This is a genomic window from Pseudoalteromonas sp. NFXS39 (genome assembly GCF_040148775.1).
GTDB classification, from domain to species: domain Bacteria; phylum Pseudomonadota; class Gammaproteobacteria; order Enterobacterales; family Alteromonadaceae; genus Pseudoalteromonas; species Pseudoalteromonas apostichopi.
Map to the genome: position 1 here is coordinate 199,165 of NZ_JAGDEC010000006.1, position 20,052 is coordinate 219,216.

The window sequence follows — 20,052 nt, forward strand, 5'->3', positions numbered from 1 at the left end:
CTAGGCTTGAAAACTAGTGCTTAACTTATCATACCCTTTGTATTTGAAAAGCCCCTAAATGCACTTTTTTGCGGTTTTTTACTGGTTTTTTTCTGTTTCGACAGAAAAACTCTCAACTGGATGCTTCAACGCCAGATTTAAAACGTCATCAATCCATGTAACTGGGTGAATTTCAAGGCCCTCTAATACGTTATCAGGGATCTCTTTTAAGTCACGTTCGTTAATTTTTGGAATAATAACGGTTTTAATACCACCGCGATGTGCTGCCAGAAGTTTTTCTTTTAAGCCACCAATTGGTAATACTTCACCACGTAAAGTGATTTCACCAGTCATAGCCACATCTGAGCGAACCGGGTTACCAGTTAGGCTAGATACCAAACCGGTTACCATGGCAATACCAGCACTTGGGCCATCTTTTGGTGTTGCACCTTCTGGCACGTGAACATGAATGTCACGTTTTTCATAAAAATCGCTATTAATGCGTAGCTTTTCAGCACGATTACGAACTACCGTCATCGCTGCCTGAATTGACTCTTGCATTACATCACCAAGCGAACCGGTGTAAGTTAGCTTGCCTTTACCTGGAACCGCAGCTGATTCGATAGTAAGTAAATCACCACCTACTTCAGTCCACGCAAGGCCCGTTACTTGACCAATACGGTCGCCGTCTTCTGCTTTACCATAGTCAAAACGCTGTACACCCAAGAACTCTTCAAGGTTGCTATCGTTGATAAGTACTTTTTTAGTGTCTTTATCAAGCAGGATGTTTTTAACTGCTTTACGGCATAGTTTTGACACTTCACGTTCTAAGTTACGAACGCCCGCTTCACGTGTGTAGTAGCGGATAATGCCAATGATTGCACTGTCGGCAATCTCAACTTCATGCTCTTTTAAGCCATTGCGCTTAACTTGTTTTGGAATTAAGTGCTGTTTTGCAATGTTTAGCTTCTCGTCTTCGGTATAACCAGATAAACGAATAACTTCCATACGGTCTAATAATGGACCCGGAATATTAAAGCTATTTGAAGTTGCCACGAACATCACATCAGATAGATCGTAATCAACTTCTAAGTAGTGATCGGCAAAATGGCTGTTTTGCTCTGGGTCAAGTACTTCAAGTAATGCTGATGCTGGGTCGCCACGCATATCTGATGACATCTTATCGATTTCATCTAATAAGAATAATGGATTCTTCACACCGACTTTAGTCATATTCTGGATTAATTTACCAGGCATAGAACCAATGTAAGTACGGCGGTGACCACGGATTTCCGCTTCATCACGAACGCCACCTAATGCCATACGCACATATTTACGACCCGTAGAACGTGCGATTGATTGACCAAGTGAGGTTTTACCGACACCAGGAGGACCTACTAAACATAAAATTGGGCCTTTTAGCTTATTAGTGCGTTGCTGCACCGCTAGATACTCAATAATACGTTCTTTAACTTTATCTAAGCCGTAATGGTCACTATCTAAAATCTTTTGTGCGCCAGCTAAGTCTTTTTTCACCTTAGAGCGTTTTTTCCAAGGTACATTGATAAGCGTATCAATGTAAGAACGCACAACGGTTGCTTCAGCCGACATCGGCGACATCATTTTTAATTTAGTTAACTCAGCGTTCGCTTTTTCTTGAGCTTCTTTAGGCATACCTGACTCTTCGATGCGTTTTTTAATTGCTTCGAATTCATCGGGTACATCATCAAGTTCGCCAAGCTCTTTTTGAATCGCTTTCATTTGCTCATTGAGGTAATACTCACGCTGCGATTTTTCCATCTGCTTTTTCACGCGAGTACGGATTTTCTTCTCAACTTGCAGTAAGTCAATCTCGCCTTCCATCAGCGCCATTAAGTACTCAAGACGCTCAGTAACATCGGCAATCTCAAGTACTTTTTGCTTTTCAGGTACCTTAAGTGGCATGTGTGCTGCCATGGTATCAGCAAGACGTGCGGCTTCATCGATACCTGACACAGAAGTAAGTACTTCAGGTGGGATCTTCTTATTAAGCTTTACATAGCCTTCAAATTGGCTAATTGCGCTGCGAATAAAGATATCTTGCTCTTGCTCGTCGATATGGCTTGATTCAATGAACTGTGCTTCAGCAACAAAGAAATCATCGTTATCTAAAAACTTTTCAACGCTCGCACGTTGTGTGCCTTCAACAAGCACTTTAACGGTGCCATCAGGTAACTTTAATAACTGAAGTACTGTGGCAATGGTGCCAACACGGTAGATATCATCTTGCTGCGGATCATCAACAGAGGCGTCTTTTTGCGCCACTAGGAAAATTTGTTTGTCCTTGTCCATCGCCGCTTCTAGGCATTTTATTGATTTTTCACGACCAACAAATAGCGGGATCACCATGTGTGGGTAAACCACTACATCGCGCAGTGCCAACACGGGGATTTCGACTCGATCTGTTCTCTCAAGCGTCATTATATTCTCTTCGCACTTCATTTATTTTAAAGATTACTCAAGTATATGGGGATATGTAAGGGAAAGTTCAACATATTTGTAAAAAAAGGAGCCTTTGGCTCCTTTTTCGTGTTTAACTGCTCAACTTTTAAACTATTACAGCTTTATTCTGATGCAGCTTTGTCTTGGTTACCGCTTTGGTAAATCAAAATTGGGTCTGATTCACCTTTAATAACGGTTTCATCAATAACCACTTTGCTAACATCATCCATTGAAGGTAGCTCATACATAGTATCTAGTAATACACCTTCAACAATTGAACGTAAGCCACGAGCACCCGTTTTACGTTCCATTGCTTTATGAGCAATAGCACTTAGTGCATCTTCACGAAACTCAAGCTCAACATCTTCCATAGCAAACAATGCAGAGAATTGTTTAGTTAATGCATTTTTTGGTTCGCTAAGAATTTGAATAAGTGCAGCTTCGTCTAGCTCAGTTAATGTCGCAACAACCGGAAGACGACCAATGAACTCTGGAATTAAACCGTATTTCACTAGATCTTCTGGTTCAACATCTTTAAATGTTTCGCTTAGGCTGCGGCTACCTGATGATTGCTTAACTTCAGCGCCAAAACCAATACCAGTATTCTTATGGCTACGTTGCTCAATCACTTTATCTAGGCCAGCAAATGCACCGCCACAAATAAACAGAATCTTAGATGTATCTACTTGTAAAAATTCTTGCTGTGGATGTTTACGACCGCCTTGCGGTGGCACAGACGCAACAGTACCTTCAATTAGCTTAAGTAAGGCTTGTTGCACACCTTCACCTGATACATCACGAGTAATTGATGGGTTATCAGACTTTCGAGAAATCTTGTCAATTTCATCAATGTAAACAATACCGCGCTGTGCTTTTTCTACATCGTAATCACATTTTTGCAGTAGCTTTTGAATAATGTTTTCAACGTCTTCACCTACATAACCAGCTTCAGTTAATGTAGTTGCATCAGCCATAGTAAATGGAACGTCAAGTAAGCGTGCCATAGTTTCAGCAAGTAATGTTTTACCACTACCTGTAGGACCGATTAATAGGATATTACTCTTACCAAGCTCAATGTCCGCATTGATTGTTTGATTGCGCAAACGTTTATAATGATTGTATACCGCCACCGACAGCACTTTTTTCGCGTGGTCTTGGCCAATCACGTAATCATCTAGGTGATCACGAATCTCTTTCGGCACAGGCAGTTTATCAGACGCATTATGCTTCGGCGCAATGTCTTTGATTTCTTCCCTGATAATATCGTTACACAGCTCAACACATTCATCACAAATGTATACTGAAGGGCCAGCAATTAATTTGCGAACTTCGTGCTGGCTTTTGCCGCAAAAAGAGCAATATAACAATTTATTACTTTTGTCGCCGTCTGTAGGAGTGTCAGACATTCAGCTACCTCATTTATTACGTTGGCAGTAGCATAAGGCTACTGCTAATTCACTATGTTTAACTATATCAAAGAATATCAGTTTTCGCATAGTAAAGGGTGATAGCTAACAATACGTTATTATTAGCTATTCAGATTACTTCGATTCGCGGCTTGAAAATACTGAATCAACTAGGCCGTATTCAACTGCTTCACTAGCAGTCATAAAATTATCACGGTCAGTATCACGAGAAACAACTTCTAGTGGCTGGCCAGTATGTTCAGCCATTAATCGGTTTAATTTATCTTTGATTGATAAGATTTCACGTGCATGGATCTCAAAATCAGATGCCTGACCTTGGAAGCCACCTAATGGTTGGTGGATCATCACGCGTGAGTTAGGTAAACAGAAACGCTTACCTTTAGCACCCCCTGACAGTAAAAATGCACCCATGCTTGCCGCTTGGCCAACACAAATAGTGCTTACATCAGGTTTAATAAAATTCATAGTATCGTAAATCGCCATACCCGCAGTCACAGAACCGCCTGGCGAATTAATATAAAGATAAATATCTTTTTCTGGGTTTTCTGATTCTAAAAACAGCATTTGCGCAAGAATCAAATTTGCCATGTTATCTTCAACTTGGCCAGTTAAGAAAATAATGCGTTCTTTTAAAAGACGTGAGTAAATATCATATGAGCGCTCGCCTTTAGCTGTTTGTTCAACAACCATAGGGACTAGTGCGTTTAGAGGGTCTGTCATACCGCTATTCATTCTTATTTAATTCCTTATCCGCTGCGACTCATCCTTACTATAAGGAAAGCACATTTATAATAATGTTAATTAAGCTGCCTATTCAATCTTTATAACTATATAGGAACTTATCAGAATAATTTCAATCCTAGCCGAAAAAAGTTCTGAAATAACATCAGTATTGTTGGTTTTTTTGAAACTGATACCACAAACTAAAATGGCCCGAGTACGCTGTATAAATACAGGGTAACACGAGCCATTTAATCGCTAGCGAGAGCTTAAGTCAATGACTTATTAAGCACCTTGCTGTGGATTCATGATGTCGTCGAATGCTTTTTCAACGTCAGTCACGTTTGCTTTAGCTAGGATTGCTTCAACTGCTTGCTCTTCCATAGCTACGTTGCGCATTTGCTGCATAAGCTGATCGTTTGCTTTGTAGTACTCTACTACTTCAGTTGGATCTTCGTATGCAGAAGCTACAGTTGCAATTAACTCTTCAACTTTAGCGTCGTCAACTTTAAGCTCGTTCGCTTTAATTACTTCACCTAGTAATAGGCCAGTTTTAACGCGAGTTACAGCTTGCTCGTGGAATAATTCAGCCGGAAGCTCAGGCATGTTTTTAGCGTCGCCACCGAAACGTTGTGCTGCTTGCTGACGTAGTGCATCAATTTCTTGATCTACTAGCGCTTTTGGCACTTCGATTTCGTTGTTAGCTAAAAGACCTTTGATAGCTTGGTCTTTAACGTTAGCTTTAACCGCTTGGTCAAGCTCACGTGTCATGTTCTTTTTAACTTCTTCTTTAAGAGCGTCAACACCGCCTTCAGCTACACCGAATTTAGTTGCGAACTCGTCATTAAGCTCAGGAAGCTCTTGAGTTTCAACTTTCTTAACAGTGATTGCGAAAGTAGCAGCTTTACCTTTAAGGTTTTCAGCATGGTACTCTTCAGGGAATGTTACTTCAGCAACAACTTCTTCGCCCGCTTTTTTGCCAACGATGTTGTCTTCGAAACCTGGGATCATACGACCTTGACCAAGTTCTAGTGGGAAGTCTTCAGCTTTACCGCCTTCGAACTCTTCGCCTTCGATAGAACCAACGAAGTCGATAGTTACACGATCGTTCTCGCCTGCAGCTGCGTCAACTTCAGCCCAAGAAGCGTGTTGCTTACGTAAAGTTTCTAGCATGTTAGCTAGGTCTTCGTCAGTTACAGATACAGCTGGTTTTTCAACAGCGATTTTATCTAAACCTTGAATTTCAACTTCTGGGTAAACTTCGAAAGTTGCATCGAATTCTAAATCTTTACCAGCTTCTAACGCTTTAGGAGCGAAAGTAGGTGAACCAGCTGGGTTAATTTTTTCAGAAACGATAGCTTCGATGTAGTTGCGTTGCATTAATTCGCCAGCAACTTCTTGACGTACTGCAGCACCGTAACGCTTGTTGATGATAGACGCTGGTACTTTACCAGGACGGAAACCATCGATACGCTGGGTTTTAGACAGTTGTTGTAAGCGTTTTTTTACTTCAGTCTCAACGTTCTCTGCAGGAACGGTGATGGTCAGACGGCGCTCAAGGCCTTGAGTCGTCTCAACAGAAACTTGCATGATTTACCTCAATCTTCAATTTTGGCGACTTTTCGCCTTCCTTACAAACAAGGTGATCTCCATGAGTGATAGCAAGTTTTAACGCTGAATATTTCAACTTAAAACGGCGCATTGTAACCATGAGATACCATTGCTGCTTTGCCTCTATGGGCACTATGTTAAACAATAGACGCGGCATTATAACCTAATATTTATGATAGTCGAGTCTGGGGGGCAATTATTTGGCGTATATAGCAGCAAACAGCGTTTAAGTGCGTAAAAAACGAACGCAAAAAACAACAAAAGAGAATTAAGCTGATTTAAAAGGTATTGAAAAGAATTAAGTAGCTTCGGCTAGAGGGAGTAAAGCTTAAATTTTAAAAGAGGTCGGTAATTCAGCATTTGAACCTGCGACTGAATTGGAGGTACCCAAACCAATCGTTCTATAACCTTAAACTCTTTAAAAGTGGTCGGCGATGCAGGATTTGAACCTGCGACCCCTTGGACCCAAACCAAGTGCGCTACCAAACTGCGCTAATCGCCGATACTGAGAGAAGTTTTGAAAATTAAGACCACTTAAAAAGTGGTCGGCGATGCAGGATTTGAACCTGCGACCCCTTGGACCCAAACCAAGTGCGCTACCAAACTGCGCTAATCGCCGATATCTTAGAGTAAATTGGGGTGACTGATGGGGCTCGAACCCACGACAACCGGAATCACAATCCGGGGCTCTACCAACTGAGCTACAATCACCACGGCATTTACATATTTTCAAATGGCGCACCCGGAAGGATTCGAACCTTCGACCAACGCCTTAGAAGGGCGTTGCTCTATCCAGCTGAGCTACGGGCGCATCGAAAACTTCATAAGTTTGCCTGTAAGCACCATTTACAAAAAGTAAAGTGGTCGGCGATGCAGGATTTGAACCTGCGACCCCTTGGACCCAAACCAAGTGCGCTACCAAACTGCGCTAATCGCCGATGCTTACTATTGTTTGCGAGTGACCTCGTTAACAACGGGGTGCATAATAGTGATTTGACCGAGTTAGGTCAAACATTTTTTTAAGAAAATAATTCAATCGGTCACTTTTAGTTCATAATGGTTAAATATTGCAAATATAAGCTAAAATTTGAACTCTTTTTTATAAAGTAGCGCTTTATATAAGATTGCATCTTGGCGCTATGATGCTTTTCTGCGAAAATACGCAACATAAATAAATATGATTTGTGTATCCACGCCCCCTTCATTGGATAATCATATTTAGATGTATCAGTATCAAGTTAACTAACCCCAATTAAAGGTCACCCATGACGGCAAACATCATCGATGGTAAGGCAATAGCTAAACAAGTACGCAGCAATGTAGCAGAGCGAGTTGCAGAGCGTGTAGCGAATGGATTACGCGCTCCAGGACTAGCAGTTGTGTTAGTTGGTCAAGATCCGGCTAGCCAAGTGTATGTTGGTTCTAAACGTAAAGCATGTGAAGAAGTCGGCTTTATATCTAAGTCTTACGATTTACCTGGCGACACGACTGAGCAAGACTTACTTGCATTAATAGATCAACTAAACGAAGACAAAGAAGTAGACGGTATATTAGTACAATTGCCTTTACCGCAAGGTCTTGATGCTGAAAAAATTCTTGAGCGCATCACACCACATAAAGATGTTGATGGGTTTCACCCTTATAACATTGGTCGCTTAGCTCAGCGTATGCCGGCACTTCGTCCATGTACTCCAAAGGGGATTATTACCCTACTCGACTCTACGGGTGTTCGCTACAAAGGTATGCATGCAGTCGTTGTTGGTGCGTCTAACATTGTTGGTCGCCCTATGTCACTTGAGCTATTACTTGCTGGCTGTACAACCACGGTATGTCATAAGTTTACTCAAGATTTAGAAACGCATGTTCGCCGCGCTGATTTATTAGTTGTTGCGGTTGGTAAACCTGAGTTCATTCCGGGTGATTGGATTAAAGAAGGTGCTATCGTAATCGATGTGGGCATTAACCGTCTTGAATCTGGCAAGCTTGTTGGTGATGTTGAATACGATATTGCTGAACAAAAAGCACATTTCATTACACCAGTACCTGGTGGTGTTGGCCCGATGACAGTGGCAAGCTTAATCGAAAACACGCTTGAAGCTTGTGAAAATTATCACAGCTAAGAAAAATTACTTTAGTAAAAGGGCTGCCAATTGGCAGCCCTTTTTTATTAGCTTGTTTGTTGCTTTAACAATCTTAGCTTTAACATCTGAGGTAGCACTGAAAATATGATCATCAAAAACATCAGTAGGTATTGCCAGTCTTGATACTGTTCGTTTATGAGCACAACAGCACACACTATTCCCGCTATTGGGTTGGCAATGGTGCCAAATGAAAACTCAGCTACACTCATGCGACCTAATAACCAAACATACAGAGTATAGGCAATGGCTGTATTGGGAACGATTAACCAAAATAGCGCAGTATATTGAAGCGCTGAAATAGGCTCAAATACTACTTGGTATTGCTCTGGGTTTAGCACGCTTCCATCAATAAAAGCAGCAAGCAATAATAGGCTGCCTCCAATGATTAATTGCCAAGTAAGTACGACCCACCAATGTATATGCACAGACAAGCTTTGTACTAAGGTACTACCAATTACAATAGTAAGTAAGGCACCAAATAAAGCCGCAACTCCTAATACATTCAATGCCACATAAGCGGGGTCAAATAATAGCCATGCAAGCACGACCAATGCCATAGCGCAGAATGCTTGAACTTTTGCTGGGCGCTGCCCTTTGGCAAGCCATGCATATAATAAAGCGACAACAGGCACTGAAACCATTCCCACACCTGCAATTGCTGCTGGAAGGTTGACTGCCATAATAAAAATAAAGGCAAAAAACAGCGCTATATTCACAGCACCTAAAGTCAGTAAACTGGGCCACTGCGAACGAGTCGGCAAACTAGGCTTAAGCAATAAAAGTAATAATCCTGCAGGTAAAGCACGCAATGCGCCTAATAAAAGTGGCGGCCAATCAGGTGTGGCATATTTGGTCACTGCATAGGTGGTGCCCCATAAGAAGGCGGGGATCATGGCAAGTATAATATTCAAAGTCTGTCCTTGTTAATACGAAGAGATGCCAATGTAAAACCTCAAGCAAAGTTGAGGTCAATAGCTATACCATCTAAAAACAAAAAAGGTTGCCACGTTGGCAACCTTTTGATGGGTAATGTCTCAATTGAGGCTTATGCTTTACGCCATGTTGTTTTACCAGCAGAATCTTCTAGTACAACACCCAGCGCATTAAGAGCATCGCGCGCTTCATCAGCAGCCGCCCAATCCTTGCTAGCACGGGCTTCATTACGTTTTGCAATTAACGCTTCGATGTGTGCAACTTCGTCATCAGCTTGACCACCTTGTAAAAAGGCTTCTGGATCTTGTTGTGCCACACCTAGTACCTCTGCAACACTGCGCAATACATAAGCAAGTTTTCCTGCTTGCTCTGCATCGCTATCTTTCACACGATTTAGCTCTTTTGCTAATTCAAATAACACTGGTAGCGCTTCTGGTGTGTTAAAGTCATCATCCATCGCTTTTCTGAATTTAGCCACATATTCATTGCTGGCTAAATCACACTCAATTGGTGCTACGCCACGCAGTGCAGTGTAAATTCGCTCAAGAGAAGAGCGCGCTTGCTCAAGGTTTTCTTGTGAATAGTTAAGCTGACTACGGTAGTGGCCTGAAATTAAGAAGTAACGAACTGACTCAGCATCGTACTCTTTTAATACGTCACGTACGGTAAAGAAGTTGTTTAATGACTTAGACATCTTCTCTTTATTAACCTGAACCATACCTGTGTGGATCCACGTATTTACGTACTTGCCGTTATTTGCACAGCATGACTGAGCAATTTCGTTTTCATGGTGCGGGAACTGTAAATCTGAACCTCCACCATGAATATCAAAGTGTTCGCCTAAGTGCTTAGAGCTCATTGCCGAGCACTCAATATGCCAACCAGGACGACCCTCACCCCAAGGAGATGACCATGAAGGCTCACCTGGCTTAGCTTTTTTCCAAAGCACGAAATCAAGTGGGTCTTGCTTATCTTGAGCAACTTCAACACGTGACCCTGCTTGTAGCATAGTTAGGTCTTGTTGTGACAAAGCACCATATTGCTCAAATGTAGAAACATCAAACAATACATCACCATCTGCAGCAACATAGGCATGGCCTTTAGCAATTAAACGCTCAACCATAGCGATGATTTCATCCATATGGTTTGTCACTGTTGGCTCAACATCAGGACGCAGCATATTTAAGCTGTCGAAGTCTTCATGCATCGCTTTGGTCATACGAGTCGTTAAATCATTAATTGACTCGCCATTTTCGTTAGCACGCTTAATGATTTTATCGTCAACATCGGTGATGTTACGTACATATTTTAAATCGTAGCCAATGTGACGTAGGTAACGCACAATCACGTCAAAACCTACAAAAGTGCGAGCATGACCGATGTGACAGTAATCATAAATAGTGATACCACACACGTACATGTCGATTTTGCCATCAACAAGGGGTTTAAACTGCTCTTTTTGTCGCGTAAGTGTGTTGTAAATTTGTACCATTTATAAAATGTCCTTAACGGTGTTTCGAGATTCTCTATGGTAACACTTGCAAAGCCGCCGCTCTAGCGCTTTATCAACTGAAATAAGCACTTTGTTAATCCTTCTCAATAAGCACTTTGTTAATCCAAGGCAACTACTATAAAATAGCCCCATTATTAAACCAGATATAGGAAACCTCATGGTTGTACTACACACAAACTTTGGTGACATCACTATCAAGATGCACGAAAGCGACGCACCAAACACAGTTAAAAACTTCTTAGAGTATGCAAACTCTGGCTTTTACAACGGTACTATCTTCCACCGTGTAATTGATGGTTTCATGGTACAAGGCGGTGGTTTTGAGCCAGGTATGGTGCAAAAAGAAGTGAACAACCCTATCGAAAATGAAGCAAATAATGGCCTTGCTAATAAAGTAGGTACATTAGCAATGGCACGTACGCCGGATCCACATTCAGCGACTGCGCAGTTCTTCATTAACGTTAACGACAACGACTTCTTAAACTTCAGCAGTGAAACATCACAAGGCTGGGGCTACTGCGTGTTTGCAGAAGTTGTTGAAGGTATGGACGTGGTTAACAAAATTAAAGGTGTTGCTACAGGTAGCGCTGGTTTCCACCAAGACGTACCTCTTGAAGATGTAATCATCGAAAAAGTAACGGTTAGCTAATTTAATCGTTTAGTCATTTTAAGCGGGCCATTGCCCGCTTTTTTGCGAGTAACCATGAAACAAAGTTATTTTATTGCCGATCTCCATTTAACAGAAAACCGCCCAGACATTACTGCGGCATTTTTTAATTTTCTTGATAGTAAGATTATTAATGATGACGTTGATGCGCTGTATATTTTGGGTGACTTTTTTGAAGTATGGGTCGGTGATGACTATCAAACTGAGCTTTCAAAGAGTGTTGCCGCACGTTTACGCCAAGTAAGCAAAAGTGGTACTGAGGTGTTTTTTATTCATGGCAACCGCGATTTCATAATGCGCGAAGACTATGCAAAAAGCGCGAGTATGACTTTATTACCTGAGCAGGTTGTTATTGATCTATACGGGACGCCCACAGTTATCCTGCACGGTGATGAAATGTGTACTCAAGATGTTGAGTACCAAAAGTTTCGTAAAAAAAGTCGTGTTTGGTGGTGGCCAAAATTAATGCTCGCTATGCCGCTTTGGTATCGCAAGAAAATTGCCCGCAACGCCCGAGAAAAATCAAAACAAAGCCAAGCTGGCAAAGCGTTAGAAATTCTAGATGTTACTGAGGATGCGGTATTAGCCATGTTCGAAAAACATCAAGTTACGAATATGATCCACGGTCATACCCACCGCCCAAATGTGCACCATTATAATCTAGCCGATAAAACTTTGACGCGCACCGTCTTAGGTGACTGGTATGAGCAAGGTTCATATTTAAGAGTTACGCCCGAGCAACAAAAACTAGTCCACACTCCCTTTAAATCGCTGACATTTTAACTATGCTTTAACTATTATTGTAAAAAACGCATTATCTATGATTAGTCGGTTGAGCCTTTTTTTTTGCTGTTTACTATTTAGTTTTTCAATCAATTGTCAAACTTGGCAATTGGTAACAGAGCCTTATCCTCCTTATTTTATTGATAACTCAAGTAAGCCTGGCTGGCTTCACGAAGTTATAATTGCAGCGCTTAAAACCCAAAAACAAAAAGCCACCATTGAACACACCCATTGGGCTCGGGCATTAAAACTCGCAAAGCGCCATAAACGAGTAGCGGTGCTGGGGGCATTTTATACCGAGCAACGTGCAAGAAATTTTACATATTCGCAATCCTTGGCAACTGCACATACCGTGTTATTCAAGCGTGTTGATAACAAAGTAACCTACACAGGTTCACTATATTCATTAAAGCCTTATACAATTAGTAAAGGTGAAGACTATGTAGTTAGTGAAGAGTTTGAACATCACCCAGAATTGAGTGTGACAACAACAGGAAGCTTAATTGAAAGCTTATTATTATTGAAGCATGGTCGTGTTGATTTAGTAGCAGGCACTAAAGAAGTTGCCTTGTATTGGCTCGAGAATAGCGAACGCTTAAAGCAAGCAAAGCCAACAGAGTTAGAAATAATCACTCCTTACCTTGCAACTCAACAATTGCATGTAATCACCGAAAAAAAACACCCTCAAGGGGAGCTTTTTCAACAAAGTTTATATTTAGGCCTAAAAGCGATTATGGCGTCTGGTAAACTTTTAGAGATACTGGAGCGATATGAGCTGAATGAAAGTGAAATGAGTCATATTACGCAACTATACGAGCAAGCCTACTCTAACTAACCGTGCTCTTCTGCACGATTGGCAAAGTGATTTTAAACTTCGTTGCTATACCCTCAGGTAAGTCAGTATTTGCAACTAGCTGGATTTTTCCGTTTAGAACACTCGTAACCCACTCATGTACAAGGTACAAACCTAACCCTGTATGGCCATGCTTTCGAGATGTTGTAACAAAGGGATCAAATAAGTTGCTACGTAATGAGTCATCAATACCACAGCCATTATCAGAAATAGTAATACAAACGTCACCTTGTTGATTTAAATAAACATGTAATTGAATCAGTTTGTCATCAAGCTCGTTAAAAGCGTGAGAAACTGCATTAACGATTAAACTCTCGATAACCTGCGAGATAACTCCAGGACGACTCGTGATATCTTTTTTGACATCGATGTAAGTTTCTATTGTTACTTGTGAGGCTTTAAAGCGAGACTTTAAACCAAGTAATAGATCACTGATGACTTTTTCGATATTAAAACTAACGAGCTGATCATTTGAGCGGTCATGTGCCATTTCCTTAAAGCTTTTAACATGAGAGATAGCTTTATCTAAATTAACCCTTGATATCAATAGGTTGTCGTCAATTTTTTCAACGCTAGACTCTAAGAACTGCTTAGTGAAGCCTTCATCTATTTTATCTTTGAGTTGTTGATTAATTAATTGCGCATTCGATAATGAAATTGCAGCACCACCGAGTGGCGTATTCATTTCATGAGCTACACCTGCCACCATTAAACCAAGTGATGACAACCTTTGCGCTTCAATAAGCTCACCTTGTAATTGATGTTGCTGCTTTATATAACGTTGTAATTTGGTATTGGCAGCTAACAGTTCTTGCTGCTCTTGCTCTAGGTGTGATCTGGCTTTTATAATTTTACGCTGATCTCGATAACTACGTTTCAGATACAAACCAGAAATTGATATTAAGGTAACAGCACAAGCTAACGCTATAATAAAAGATCGTAAAATAATCTCGTTTTGCACCGAATCATCAGCCTCTACTAGGACAACAATATCGTTTGTGCCAGCTGCGTTTTTATTGCCTAAATTCATTTTTAAAAAGCTAGTTGCATGACTATGTGATGCAATAAGCTCCTGAGATTTAGGCAGCTGGGTAATTGCTTGCCATAATTGGCTATCTTCATTACCTAATGTCAGCATTGATTTTTCTCGCATGAACCCCCACTCTTTTTCTTTCTGAGGGTGTAATAACCAATAACCTTCACCATTAATTAATTGTATTTGTGCTTGTAAGGTACTGAGTGACTTTATTTGCTGTAAGGTTTTCGATAAGTCAAAGTTGACAACCACTAGCCCATCTAATACAAAGTTATCGCTTGTGGTTCGATAAGATGCTCGCAATGTCGGCTCATGGGGTGTAACAACAGCCCCGCGCTCTACATTTAAATCTATTGGGGAGATATAAACTTCACCCTGACTGTGCTCCATTCCCTCGGTAAAATAATAACGGCTACTTTTATTTTGTAACTGTTGTTTTGGTACTAGCTCTGCTTGTCCTGTTTTAAAGTTAACCCGAACCTTTTCTTGGCCTTTTCTATCTAACCAACGTATTTGCGAAATGTTTTCTGCTGCTAAACCAAAGTTCACAAAATGGATTTGTATCTGTTCCTCAAGTAATGCGATTTCATCACTTTGCTTTAATATGTCATCGGCTACCAGCAACTGAACCACTTTACGTACATCACCAAGCTCACGGCTTAAGGTGTTGTGAGCGGCAAGTAAGGTGTTATCTTGCAAAAGCGTGACACTACTTTTTTGTATTTGATATTGAATTACATAAACCATCAAGCTTAATAATAAGCTAACAGCAGCCATGACCATAAATTTAAAAAGTAGACTTTTTTTCAGTGACTTATATTGGCTTGTTACTTCTACCATACTAGTTATTTAGACCTGCCCTTTAGCCATTGCAATGCATCATCATAAAACATGGGTTTTGCATAATAGTAGCCCTGCCCTATGTTACACCCAGCTTCAATAAGCCAGTTATGCTCGGCTTCTGTTTCAATGCCCTCTGCCGTTACTTCAAAGCCAAATTTATCTGCCAGCAACATAATCATTTCGATAATGTGTTGGTTAGATTTTGACTCTTGGATGTTAGTCACAAAACAGCGATCTATTTTTATTATCTGCGCAGGTATTTCACTAATATGGGCAAGCGACGAATAGCCAGTACCAAAATCATCAATACTAATTTTTATACCTAAACCCGCAAAACGACATAAGCATGCGTTAATTTTTTCATAGTCAAAAATCGCTTGAGTCTCTGTTACTTCAAGCTCTAATAACGAAGGCGATATATCATACTCTTCAATACGTGCGGCAATCTCAACAAAGTAATCATCGGCTAACAAATCAAACGTAGATGCATTAAACGCAATTGGCAAGCTAATGCCCTGCTCTGCAAATTGCTTAATCGTTTGCATTATCTTATCGAAAATAAGCTTATCCAACTCACTAATAAGTCCCGCAGTTTCGGCAAGTTCGATAAACTCATCGGGCCTAACAAATGTTCCATCGTCTCTTTGCCATCGCGCCAGTGCTTCAAAACCAACCACTTCATTTGTGGTTAAATTAACCTTGGGTTGTAGCGCTACTTGGAGCTCTTTGTTACGAATTGCGGTGCGCAACTCTTGCATCAATTCATAGCGCCGTGTAATAGCTTTAGTATTGTCTAATGTATAATAAAGAAGTTCAGCTCTCTGTGTGTTTTCTTCGTTGAGGGTCGACTCTGCAAGGTTAAAAATTTGCTCAGCATTATGTTGTTCAAATGCGATTAATTGCATAACTAATATACGCACATCTAAAAACTGTTTTACTCCATCAATTTCAAAAGATTGACGTTTTAAAGAGTCAACAATACTCTCATCTTCAAATGCATGACTTGAAACTAAAACACCTAAACTATCACTTTTAAATACGGCAATACGAGGGTGATACGGCGCCAATGCTTGCAAAATATTCTCGCGCATTTTGAGATGTGTTTTTTTACAAAATTCATGACCAAACCGAAAAGACTTTTCGTCAAACTGAAGTATCTCAAATACCACTAGCTGAGTTTCAGACTGTTCGTATTTGTTCATATTATCGATTTCGCGCTGTAACCAGTTTCTATTGGGTATATTTAGCGTTATGTCGGTATATGCAAGCTCAGTAAGGCGGTTCATCAGTGCGATATTCGAAAAGCCCGTACTGACATTTTCACTAAAAACTTTGAGTAAAAATACATTATGCTCATCAATTGGCGTATCTGATTTTACAATCGTGATGTAGAAGCTAATATCAACATCACTGGTATCAAAGTAAAAAACACTATAATGCTCAGAGAAAACGTGTTCTTTTTTTTCTCTGGCTAAAATATAGGATTGTTGTGCTTCTTCACTGAGCAAATCTGTGCTGAGGTCTTTACCATCAAGCCCCCTAAAGCAGCCGATACTAGTAAGAACTTTAGGATGTTTATCAAAGTGCTTTTCATTACCAACACATAACACGCCGCCTCCCTTAGATAGGTGCAAAATTTTACCTATCTCATCTAGCACCGCATGGGAAAACGCACGTATATCGTGTTTACTATTAATGCTTCTTGCTGCATCGAGTACTAGCTGAAGCCCTTGTTTAGCATTTGAGATTTGCGAAATGTATTGATAAGTACGAAGGTGGCTACTAACGATAGATTTAAGCTTATCTACCGTCATGTCTGACTTATTCCAATACTCGTCGATATCAAGCGATTGCATGACTTGTGGTTCAGGGGCAAAGCTTGGCTGCCCTGTTAATAGCACTATGCGTATATCGTTGTTACCTAATACGTGGCGAATGGTATTCACAAGCCGTAGGCCTGAATCATCTTCTTCCATCACCACATCAAGAAATACAATAGCGATGTCTTTATGTCGGGATAATACAGATGATGCCTCTGACACTGAATTCGCGGTCAGTACCTCCAGTGACTGGTTTTCATCGAAAGATATAGCATTAAAACTATTTAATAATGCTTGTTGATAGTTTAGGTCGTCTTCAACCGTTAATATTTTCCATTTTTTTTGAGTATGCGTTTGTTCAGAAGCACTCTCTTTAAACTCGAAAAACTCATTAGAATCACGCATAACGTCTCCTTTTGACAACTTATGATTCTATTTTACGAACATTAATAGATATCTAGGTCAAACGTAGTACAAAATATTTAAAGGCACAAATATTTCCCTGAAGATAAAAATAAGTAAGTCTCGGAAAAGTAATAAAAATTATAAACTACGACAAGGATAAGGCTTAATTATTAAGAAAACGGATTGTATAAGGTAGGATGAAGCAAAAGAGCGCCAAGCAAGCGCTCTTGGTTATTTTTACGCAGGCACACCGCTATGGAACTTAAAATCTTCATCTGGGGTTGAAATAAGATCGGCTTCAAGCTGACCAAAAAATTCAACACGCTCTGTAATATCAAATTCACTGATTTCTTGAGCAAGGGTTAAATAGTCTTGGTAGTGGCGGGCTTCAGAGCGCAGTAGTGAAATATAAAAATCACCTAAACGCTTATCTACATGTGGCGCTAATTTAGCAAAGCGCTCACATGAGCGGGCTTCGATATAGGCACCGATAATTAACTTATCAACTAAAGCATCTGGCTCGTAAGTTTTTACATGGCGCAGCATACCTTTTGCATAACGACATGGGGTAATACTTTTATATTCAACACCGTACTCATCCATGATCTCAAGTACTTGATAAAAGTGATGCAGCTCTTCTTTAATCAACATAACCATTTTATCGATGAGGTCTTGCCCATAAGGTGAGTTCGATTTTGGAATCATTGATTTAGTTAGCTTGTTTTTATCTGCAAGCTCACGCCAATCCCCTTCTCGCTTATAAATAAGCGTCTCAAATGGTTTTAGCCACTCAAGTAAAGCGTCACTACTTTGCTTATCAACCGCGTACTTACGAATTAAAAACATCGCACTTTGCGCGGCCTTCAATTCACAAATTAAGTGGTCAATTAGAACTATATCTAAGTTTTCTTTTTTAGTTGCCGCAGCAATCCACTCATCGGGGGTTTCACACTTTAGAAAAGAATGAATGGGTGCTAACAAATCAGAATAAGGCACAGAATAACTTCTCATCAAAAATCTTGGTTTGATTTTACCACATAAATAAGTCCGCATTCCATGACCCACATCAGTGCAAAGTAATTTTCTATATGCACTAAAGAGTTACATTTAATCGACTATTTCGTCTATTTCAGCTTCTTGACAAGACTTAATTACTGAACCATAACTTAATCAAAGCTGTACAAAAATAAAACAGCTCATATTCCTTTTTTACAGGGGCAATAATTATGATTCTAAACCACTTATGGGGCTTGTACGCTCACCCACTCGAAGAATGGCAGACAATTGATAACCGTCACGAAAGCTTGCGCTATAGCTTATCGCATATATTATTAATTGCCTGTATCCCTTCTATTATGGGCTACTATTCATCAGTTTATTTGGGCTGGAGTATCGGTTCAGGTGAGGCAGTATACCTCACCCATGATAGTGCATTACTTATCGCAGTTGCGATGTACTTTGCACTGATTGCGGGCGTTTTTGCTCTTGCTTATTTAGCACATTGGATGGCTGTGACCTTTGGTGCAAAACCTACGTTTACGCAAACTCTAGAGCTTGCAGCTTACACAGCAACGCCGGTGTTTATGTCTTCATTTGCCGCATTTTTACCTGAGCTATGGTTTGTGGTATGTGTTGGTCTTGTTGCTTTAGCTTACTCTGTTTACTTGCTTTACACTGGAGTGCCAATATTAATGCACATTCCTGAAGAGCGAGGCTTTATTTATGCCAGTTCAGTAGTCACTTGTGGGCTAATATTACTGGTAATTATTCTAGCTGCGACGGCTATTTTATGGACTAACGGAATTGTCCACCCTATGTTTACTTAGTTTCATTGTTACTATTCATTCTTTCGATAACAAAAAAGCGGCTGAGCCGCTTTTTTTATTTTTGGCTGTTGCGTCTCGTTAACGCTATCTCGCCATCGATATGAATATCTCTCTGAGGGAAAGCAATGGTAATGTTATTTTCTGCAAATAGTTTATAAATGCTAAAACGCAGCTCACTTCGCACTTGGCGAAGCGGCGCTTCTGATTCAGCACACACCCAGAAAATAGCGCTAAAGGTTAGAGAACTATCGGCAAAGTCATCAAATAACACTGACGATGCTGGCGTTTTTAAAATAGCTGGATGCTCATCAAGAATTTGTTTCATTAGCTTCTCAACCAACACAACATCTGAGCCATAAGCAACACCAACGTTCACAAAAGAACGTGCATTACGGTCAATCAATGTCCAGTTTGTCACCGTGTTCTCTAATAAGTGACTATTTGGTACAAGCATATGCACGCCATCATTACGGCGGATACGGGTTGAACGAGTATTAATTGTCTCGACGACTCCTTTTGCATTGCCCACTTCTAAAAAGTCGCCAATACGGATTGGTCGTTCCCACATTAGTATCCAACCACTGATAAAATTGTTGATAATGTTTTGCGCACCAAATCCGACGCCTATTGCAATTGCACCAGAAACAAATGCAAAAGCTGTTAGAGGAATATTAAGTACTTCCAGCGAAGTAAAAACGAGAACGGCTATGGTAACGACCAGGTAAATGCGGGTGAATAGATGAACCGTGTCAGGACCTAAGTTTTTTGCCAGTAACGCTTTTTTAATTAATCGACCAATCCAGGTGACCACAAACCACATTAAAAACAGCGCCAAAGGGACTTGAATTACTTTAAGCACAGTAATTTGCACATCATTGTAGGTGAACAAAACAAACGATAGTGCAGATTGCAGATCAGCAAGGGTCATAAATTAACATTCCTAGTAAAAATCAGTTTGGTTCAGTTGTGACTAAGTTTAGCACGGCATAATAGGTGAAAACTTGGTAAATACTA

At 40.4% G+C, this 20,052-nt stretch carries 15 protein-coding genes and 5 tRNA genes; 5 read left to right on the top strand and 15 right to left on the bottom strand.

The window, feature by feature from the left end:
- Nucleotides 1-78: 78 nt before the first annotated feature.
- The 9 genes from lon to J3455_RS12995 form a co-directional block, all read right to left on the bottom strand.
- Nucleotides 79-2,439 carry an endopeptidase La gene (gene lon / locus J3455_RS12955; protein WP_130050993.1) on the bottom strand — a complete coding sequence of 787 codons (2,361 nt, stop codon included), beginning with the start codon at nt 2,437-2,439 and terminating at the stop codon, nt 79-81.
- A gap of 143 nt (nt 2,440-2,582) precedes the next feature.
- A complete protein-coding gene (gene clpX, locus J3455_RS12960; protein ID WP_054562074.1) occupies nt 2,583-3,866 on the bottom strand; it encodes an ATP-dependent protease ATP-binding subunit ClpX in 1,284 nt (427 codons plus the stop codon).
- 135 nt (nt 3,867-4,001) lie between these two features.
- Entirely contained in the window at nt 4,002-4,619 is a 618-nt protein-coding gene (clpP, locus tag J3455_RS12965) for an ATP-dependent Clp endopeptidase proteolytic subunit ClpP (protein WP_130050992.1), read from the bottom strand.
- A gap of 273 nt (nt 4,620-4,892) precedes the next feature.
- Nucleotides 4,893-6,197 carry a trigger factor gene (gene tig, locus J3455_RS12970; RefSeq protein ID WP_054553149.1) on the bottom strand — a complete coding sequence of 435 codons (1,305 nt, stop codon included), beginning with the start codon at nt 6,195-6,197 and terminating at the stop codon, nt 4,893-4,895.
- A gap of 446 nt (nt 6,198-6,643) precedes the next feature.
- Nucleotides 6,644-6,720, bottom strand: a tRNA-Pro gene (locus J3455_RS12975).
- Between the two features lie 40 nt (nt 6,721-6,760).
- Nucleotides 6,761-6,837: transfer RNA gene (locus J3455_RS12980), tRNA-Pro, on the bottom strand.
- Nucleotides 6,838-6,853: 16 nt separating this feature from the next.
- Nucleotides 6,854-6,929 (bottom strand) — tRNA-His (locus J3455_RS12985).
- Nucleotides 6,930-6,952: 23 nt separating this feature from the next.
- A tRNA-Arg gene (locus J3455_RS12990) sits at nt 6,953-7,029 on the bottom strand.
- A gap of 50 nt (nt 7,030-7,079) precedes the next feature.
- Nucleotides 7,080-7,156: transfer RNA gene (locus tag J3455_RS12995), tRNA-Pro, on the bottom strand.
- Between the two features lie 327 nt (nt 7,157-7,483).
- Between J3455_RS12995 and folD the strand changes: the two genes are divergently transcribed.
- A complete protein-coding gene (folD, locus tag J3455_RS13000; protein ID WP_130050991.1) occupies nt 7,484-8,338 on the top strand; it encodes a bifunctional methylenetetrahydrofolate dehydrogenase/methenyltetrahydrofolate cyclohydrolase FolD in 855 nt (284 codons plus the stop codon).
- Nucleotides 8,339-8,385: 47 nt separating this feature from the next.
- On the opposite strand, the gene J3455_RS13005 is transcribed toward folD, so the two are convergent.
- On the bottom strand, nt 8,386-9,270 hold the full coding sequence (locus tag J3455_RS13005) for a DMT family transporter (protein ID WP_167657985.1): 885 nt from the start codon (nt 9,268-9,270) through the stop codon (nt 8,386-8,388).
- Between the two features lie 134 nt (nt 9,271-9,404).
- Nucleotides 9,405-10,784: a cysteine--tRNA ligase gene (gene cysS, locus J3455_RS13010; protein WP_167657986.1), complete on the bottom strand. Its 1,380-nt coding sequence runs from the start codon at nt 10,782-10,784 to the stop codon at nt 9,405-9,407.
- 178 nt (nt 10,785-10,962) lie between these two features.
- Here cysS and J3455_RS13015 point away from each other — a divergent pair, with 178 nt between their 5' ends.
- From J3455_RS13015 to J3455_RS13025, 3 genes are read left to right on the top strand one after another with little or no spacing between them, the layout of a single operon-like run.
- Nucleotides 10,963-11,454 (top strand): peptidylprolyl isomerase, encoded by a 492-nt coding sequence (locus tag J3455_RS13015; protein ID WP_062569843.1) that lies wholly within the window; start codon nt 10,963-10,965, stop codon nt 11,452-11,454.
- A 54-nt stretch (nt 11,455-11,508) separates the two neighbouring features.
- Nucleotides 11,509-12,255, top strand: coding sequence for a UDP-2,3-diacylglucosamine diphosphatase (locus tag J3455_RS13020; RefSeq protein ID WP_349561876.1), 747 nt, complete (start codon nt 11,509-11,511; stop codon nt 12,253-12,255).
- A 49-nt stretch (nt 12,256-12,304) separates the two neighbouring features.
- Nucleotides 12,305-13,090 carry a substrate-binding periplasmic protein gene (locus tag J3455_RS13025; protein ID WP_167657988.1) on the top strand — a complete coding sequence of 262 codons (786 nt, stop codon included), beginning with the start codon at nt 12,305-12,307 and terminating at the stop codon, nt 13,088-13,090.
- Here J3455_RS13025 and J3455_RS13030 read toward each other — a convergent pair.
- From J3455_RS13030 to miaE, 3 genes are all read right to left on the bottom strand, one after another.
- Nucleotides 13,083-14,984: a sensor histidine kinase gene (locus J3455_RS13030; protein WP_250661078.1), complete on the bottom strand. Its 1,902-nt coding sequence runs from the start codon at nt 14,982-14,984 to the stop codon at nt 13,083-13,085. The genes J3455_RS13025 and J3455_RS13030 overlap by 8 nt on opposite strands.
- A gap of 5 nt (nt 14,985-14,989) precedes the next feature.
- Entirely contained in the window at nt 14,990-17,212 is a 2,223-nt protein-coding gene (locus J3455_RS13035) for a GGDEF/EAL domain-containing response regulator (RefSeq protein WP_349561877.1), read from the bottom strand.
- A gap of 237 nt (nt 17,213-17,449) precedes the next feature.
- Nucleotides 17,450-18,208 carry a tRNA isopentenyl-2-thiomethyl-A-37 hydroxylase MiaE gene (gene miaE, locus J3455_RS13040; RefSeq protein ID WP_167658126.1) on the bottom strand — a complete coding sequence of 253 codons (759 nt, stop codon included), beginning with the start codon at nt 18,206-18,208 and terminating at the stop codon, nt 17,450-17,452.
- A 230-nt stretch (nt 18,209-18,438) separates the two neighbouring features.
- Here miaE and J3455_RS13045 point away from each other — a divergent pair, with 230 nt between their 5' ends.
- Complete coding sequence (locus tag J3455_RS13045; protein WP_130050971.1) at nt 18,439-19,038, top strand: Yip1 family protein; 600 nt, start codon at nt 18,439-18,441, stop codon at nt 19,036-19,038.
- Between the two features lie 55 nt (nt 19,039-19,093).
- Here J3455_RS13045 and J3455_RS13050 read toward each other — a convergent pair whose 3' ends face one another.
- Entirely contained in the window at nt 19,094-19,966 is an 873-nt protein-coding gene (locus J3455_RS13050; RefSeq protein WP_167657991.1) for a mechanosensitive ion channel family protein, read from the bottom strand.
- Between the last annotated feature and the right edge of the window lie 86 nt (nt 19,967-20,052).

Excerpts from the sequence above, each read along its gene's own strand:
- lon (WP_130050993.1), bottom strand. The coding sequence starts at position 2,439 with ATGACGCTTGAGAGAACAGATCGAGTCGAAATCCCCGTGTTGGCACTG.
- clpX (WP_054562074.1), bottom strand. The coding sequence starts at position 3,866 with ATGTCTGACACTCCTACAGACGGCGACAAAAGTAATAAATTGTTATAT.
- clpP (WP_130050992.1), bottom strand. The coding sequence starts at position 4,619 with ATGAATAGCGGTATGACAGACCCTCTAAACGCACTAGTCCCTATGGTT.
- tig (WP_054553149.1), bottom strand. The coding sequence starts at position 6,197 with ATGCAAGTTTCTGTTGAGACGACTCAAGGCCTTGAGCGCCGTCTGACC.
- folD (WP_130050991.1), top strand. The coding sequence starts at position 7,484 with ATGACGGCAAACATCATCGATGGTAAGGCAATAGCTAAACAAGTACGC.
- cysS (WP_167657986.1), bottom strand. The coding sequence starts at position 10,784 with ATGGTACAAATTTACAACACACTTACGCGACAAAAAGAGCAGTTTAAA.
- J3455_RS13015 (WP_062569843.1), top strand. The coding sequence starts at position 10,963 with ATGGTTGTACTACACACAAACTTTGGTGACATCACTATCAAGATGCAC.
- J3455_RS13020 (WP_349561876.1), top strand. The coding sequence starts at position 11,509 with ATGAAACAAAGTTATTTTATTGCCGATCTCCATTTAACAGAAAACCGC.
- J3455_RS13030 (WP_250661078.1), bottom strand. The coding sequence starts at position 14,984 with ATGGTAGAAGTAACAAGCCAATATAAGTCACTGAAAAAAAGTCTACTT.
- J3455_RS13035 (WP_349561877.1), bottom strand. The coding sequence starts at position 17,212 with ATGCGTGATTCTAATGAGTTTTTCGAGTTTAAAGAGAGTGCTTCTGAA.
- J3455_RS13045 (WP_130050971.1), top strand. The coding sequence starts at position 18,439 with ATGATTCTAAACCACTTATGGGGCTTGTACGCTCACCCACTCGAAGAA.
- J3455_RS13050 (WP_167657991.1), bottom strand. The coding sequence starts at position 19,966 with ATGACCCTTGCTGATCTGCAATCTGCACTATCGTTTGTTTTGTTCACC.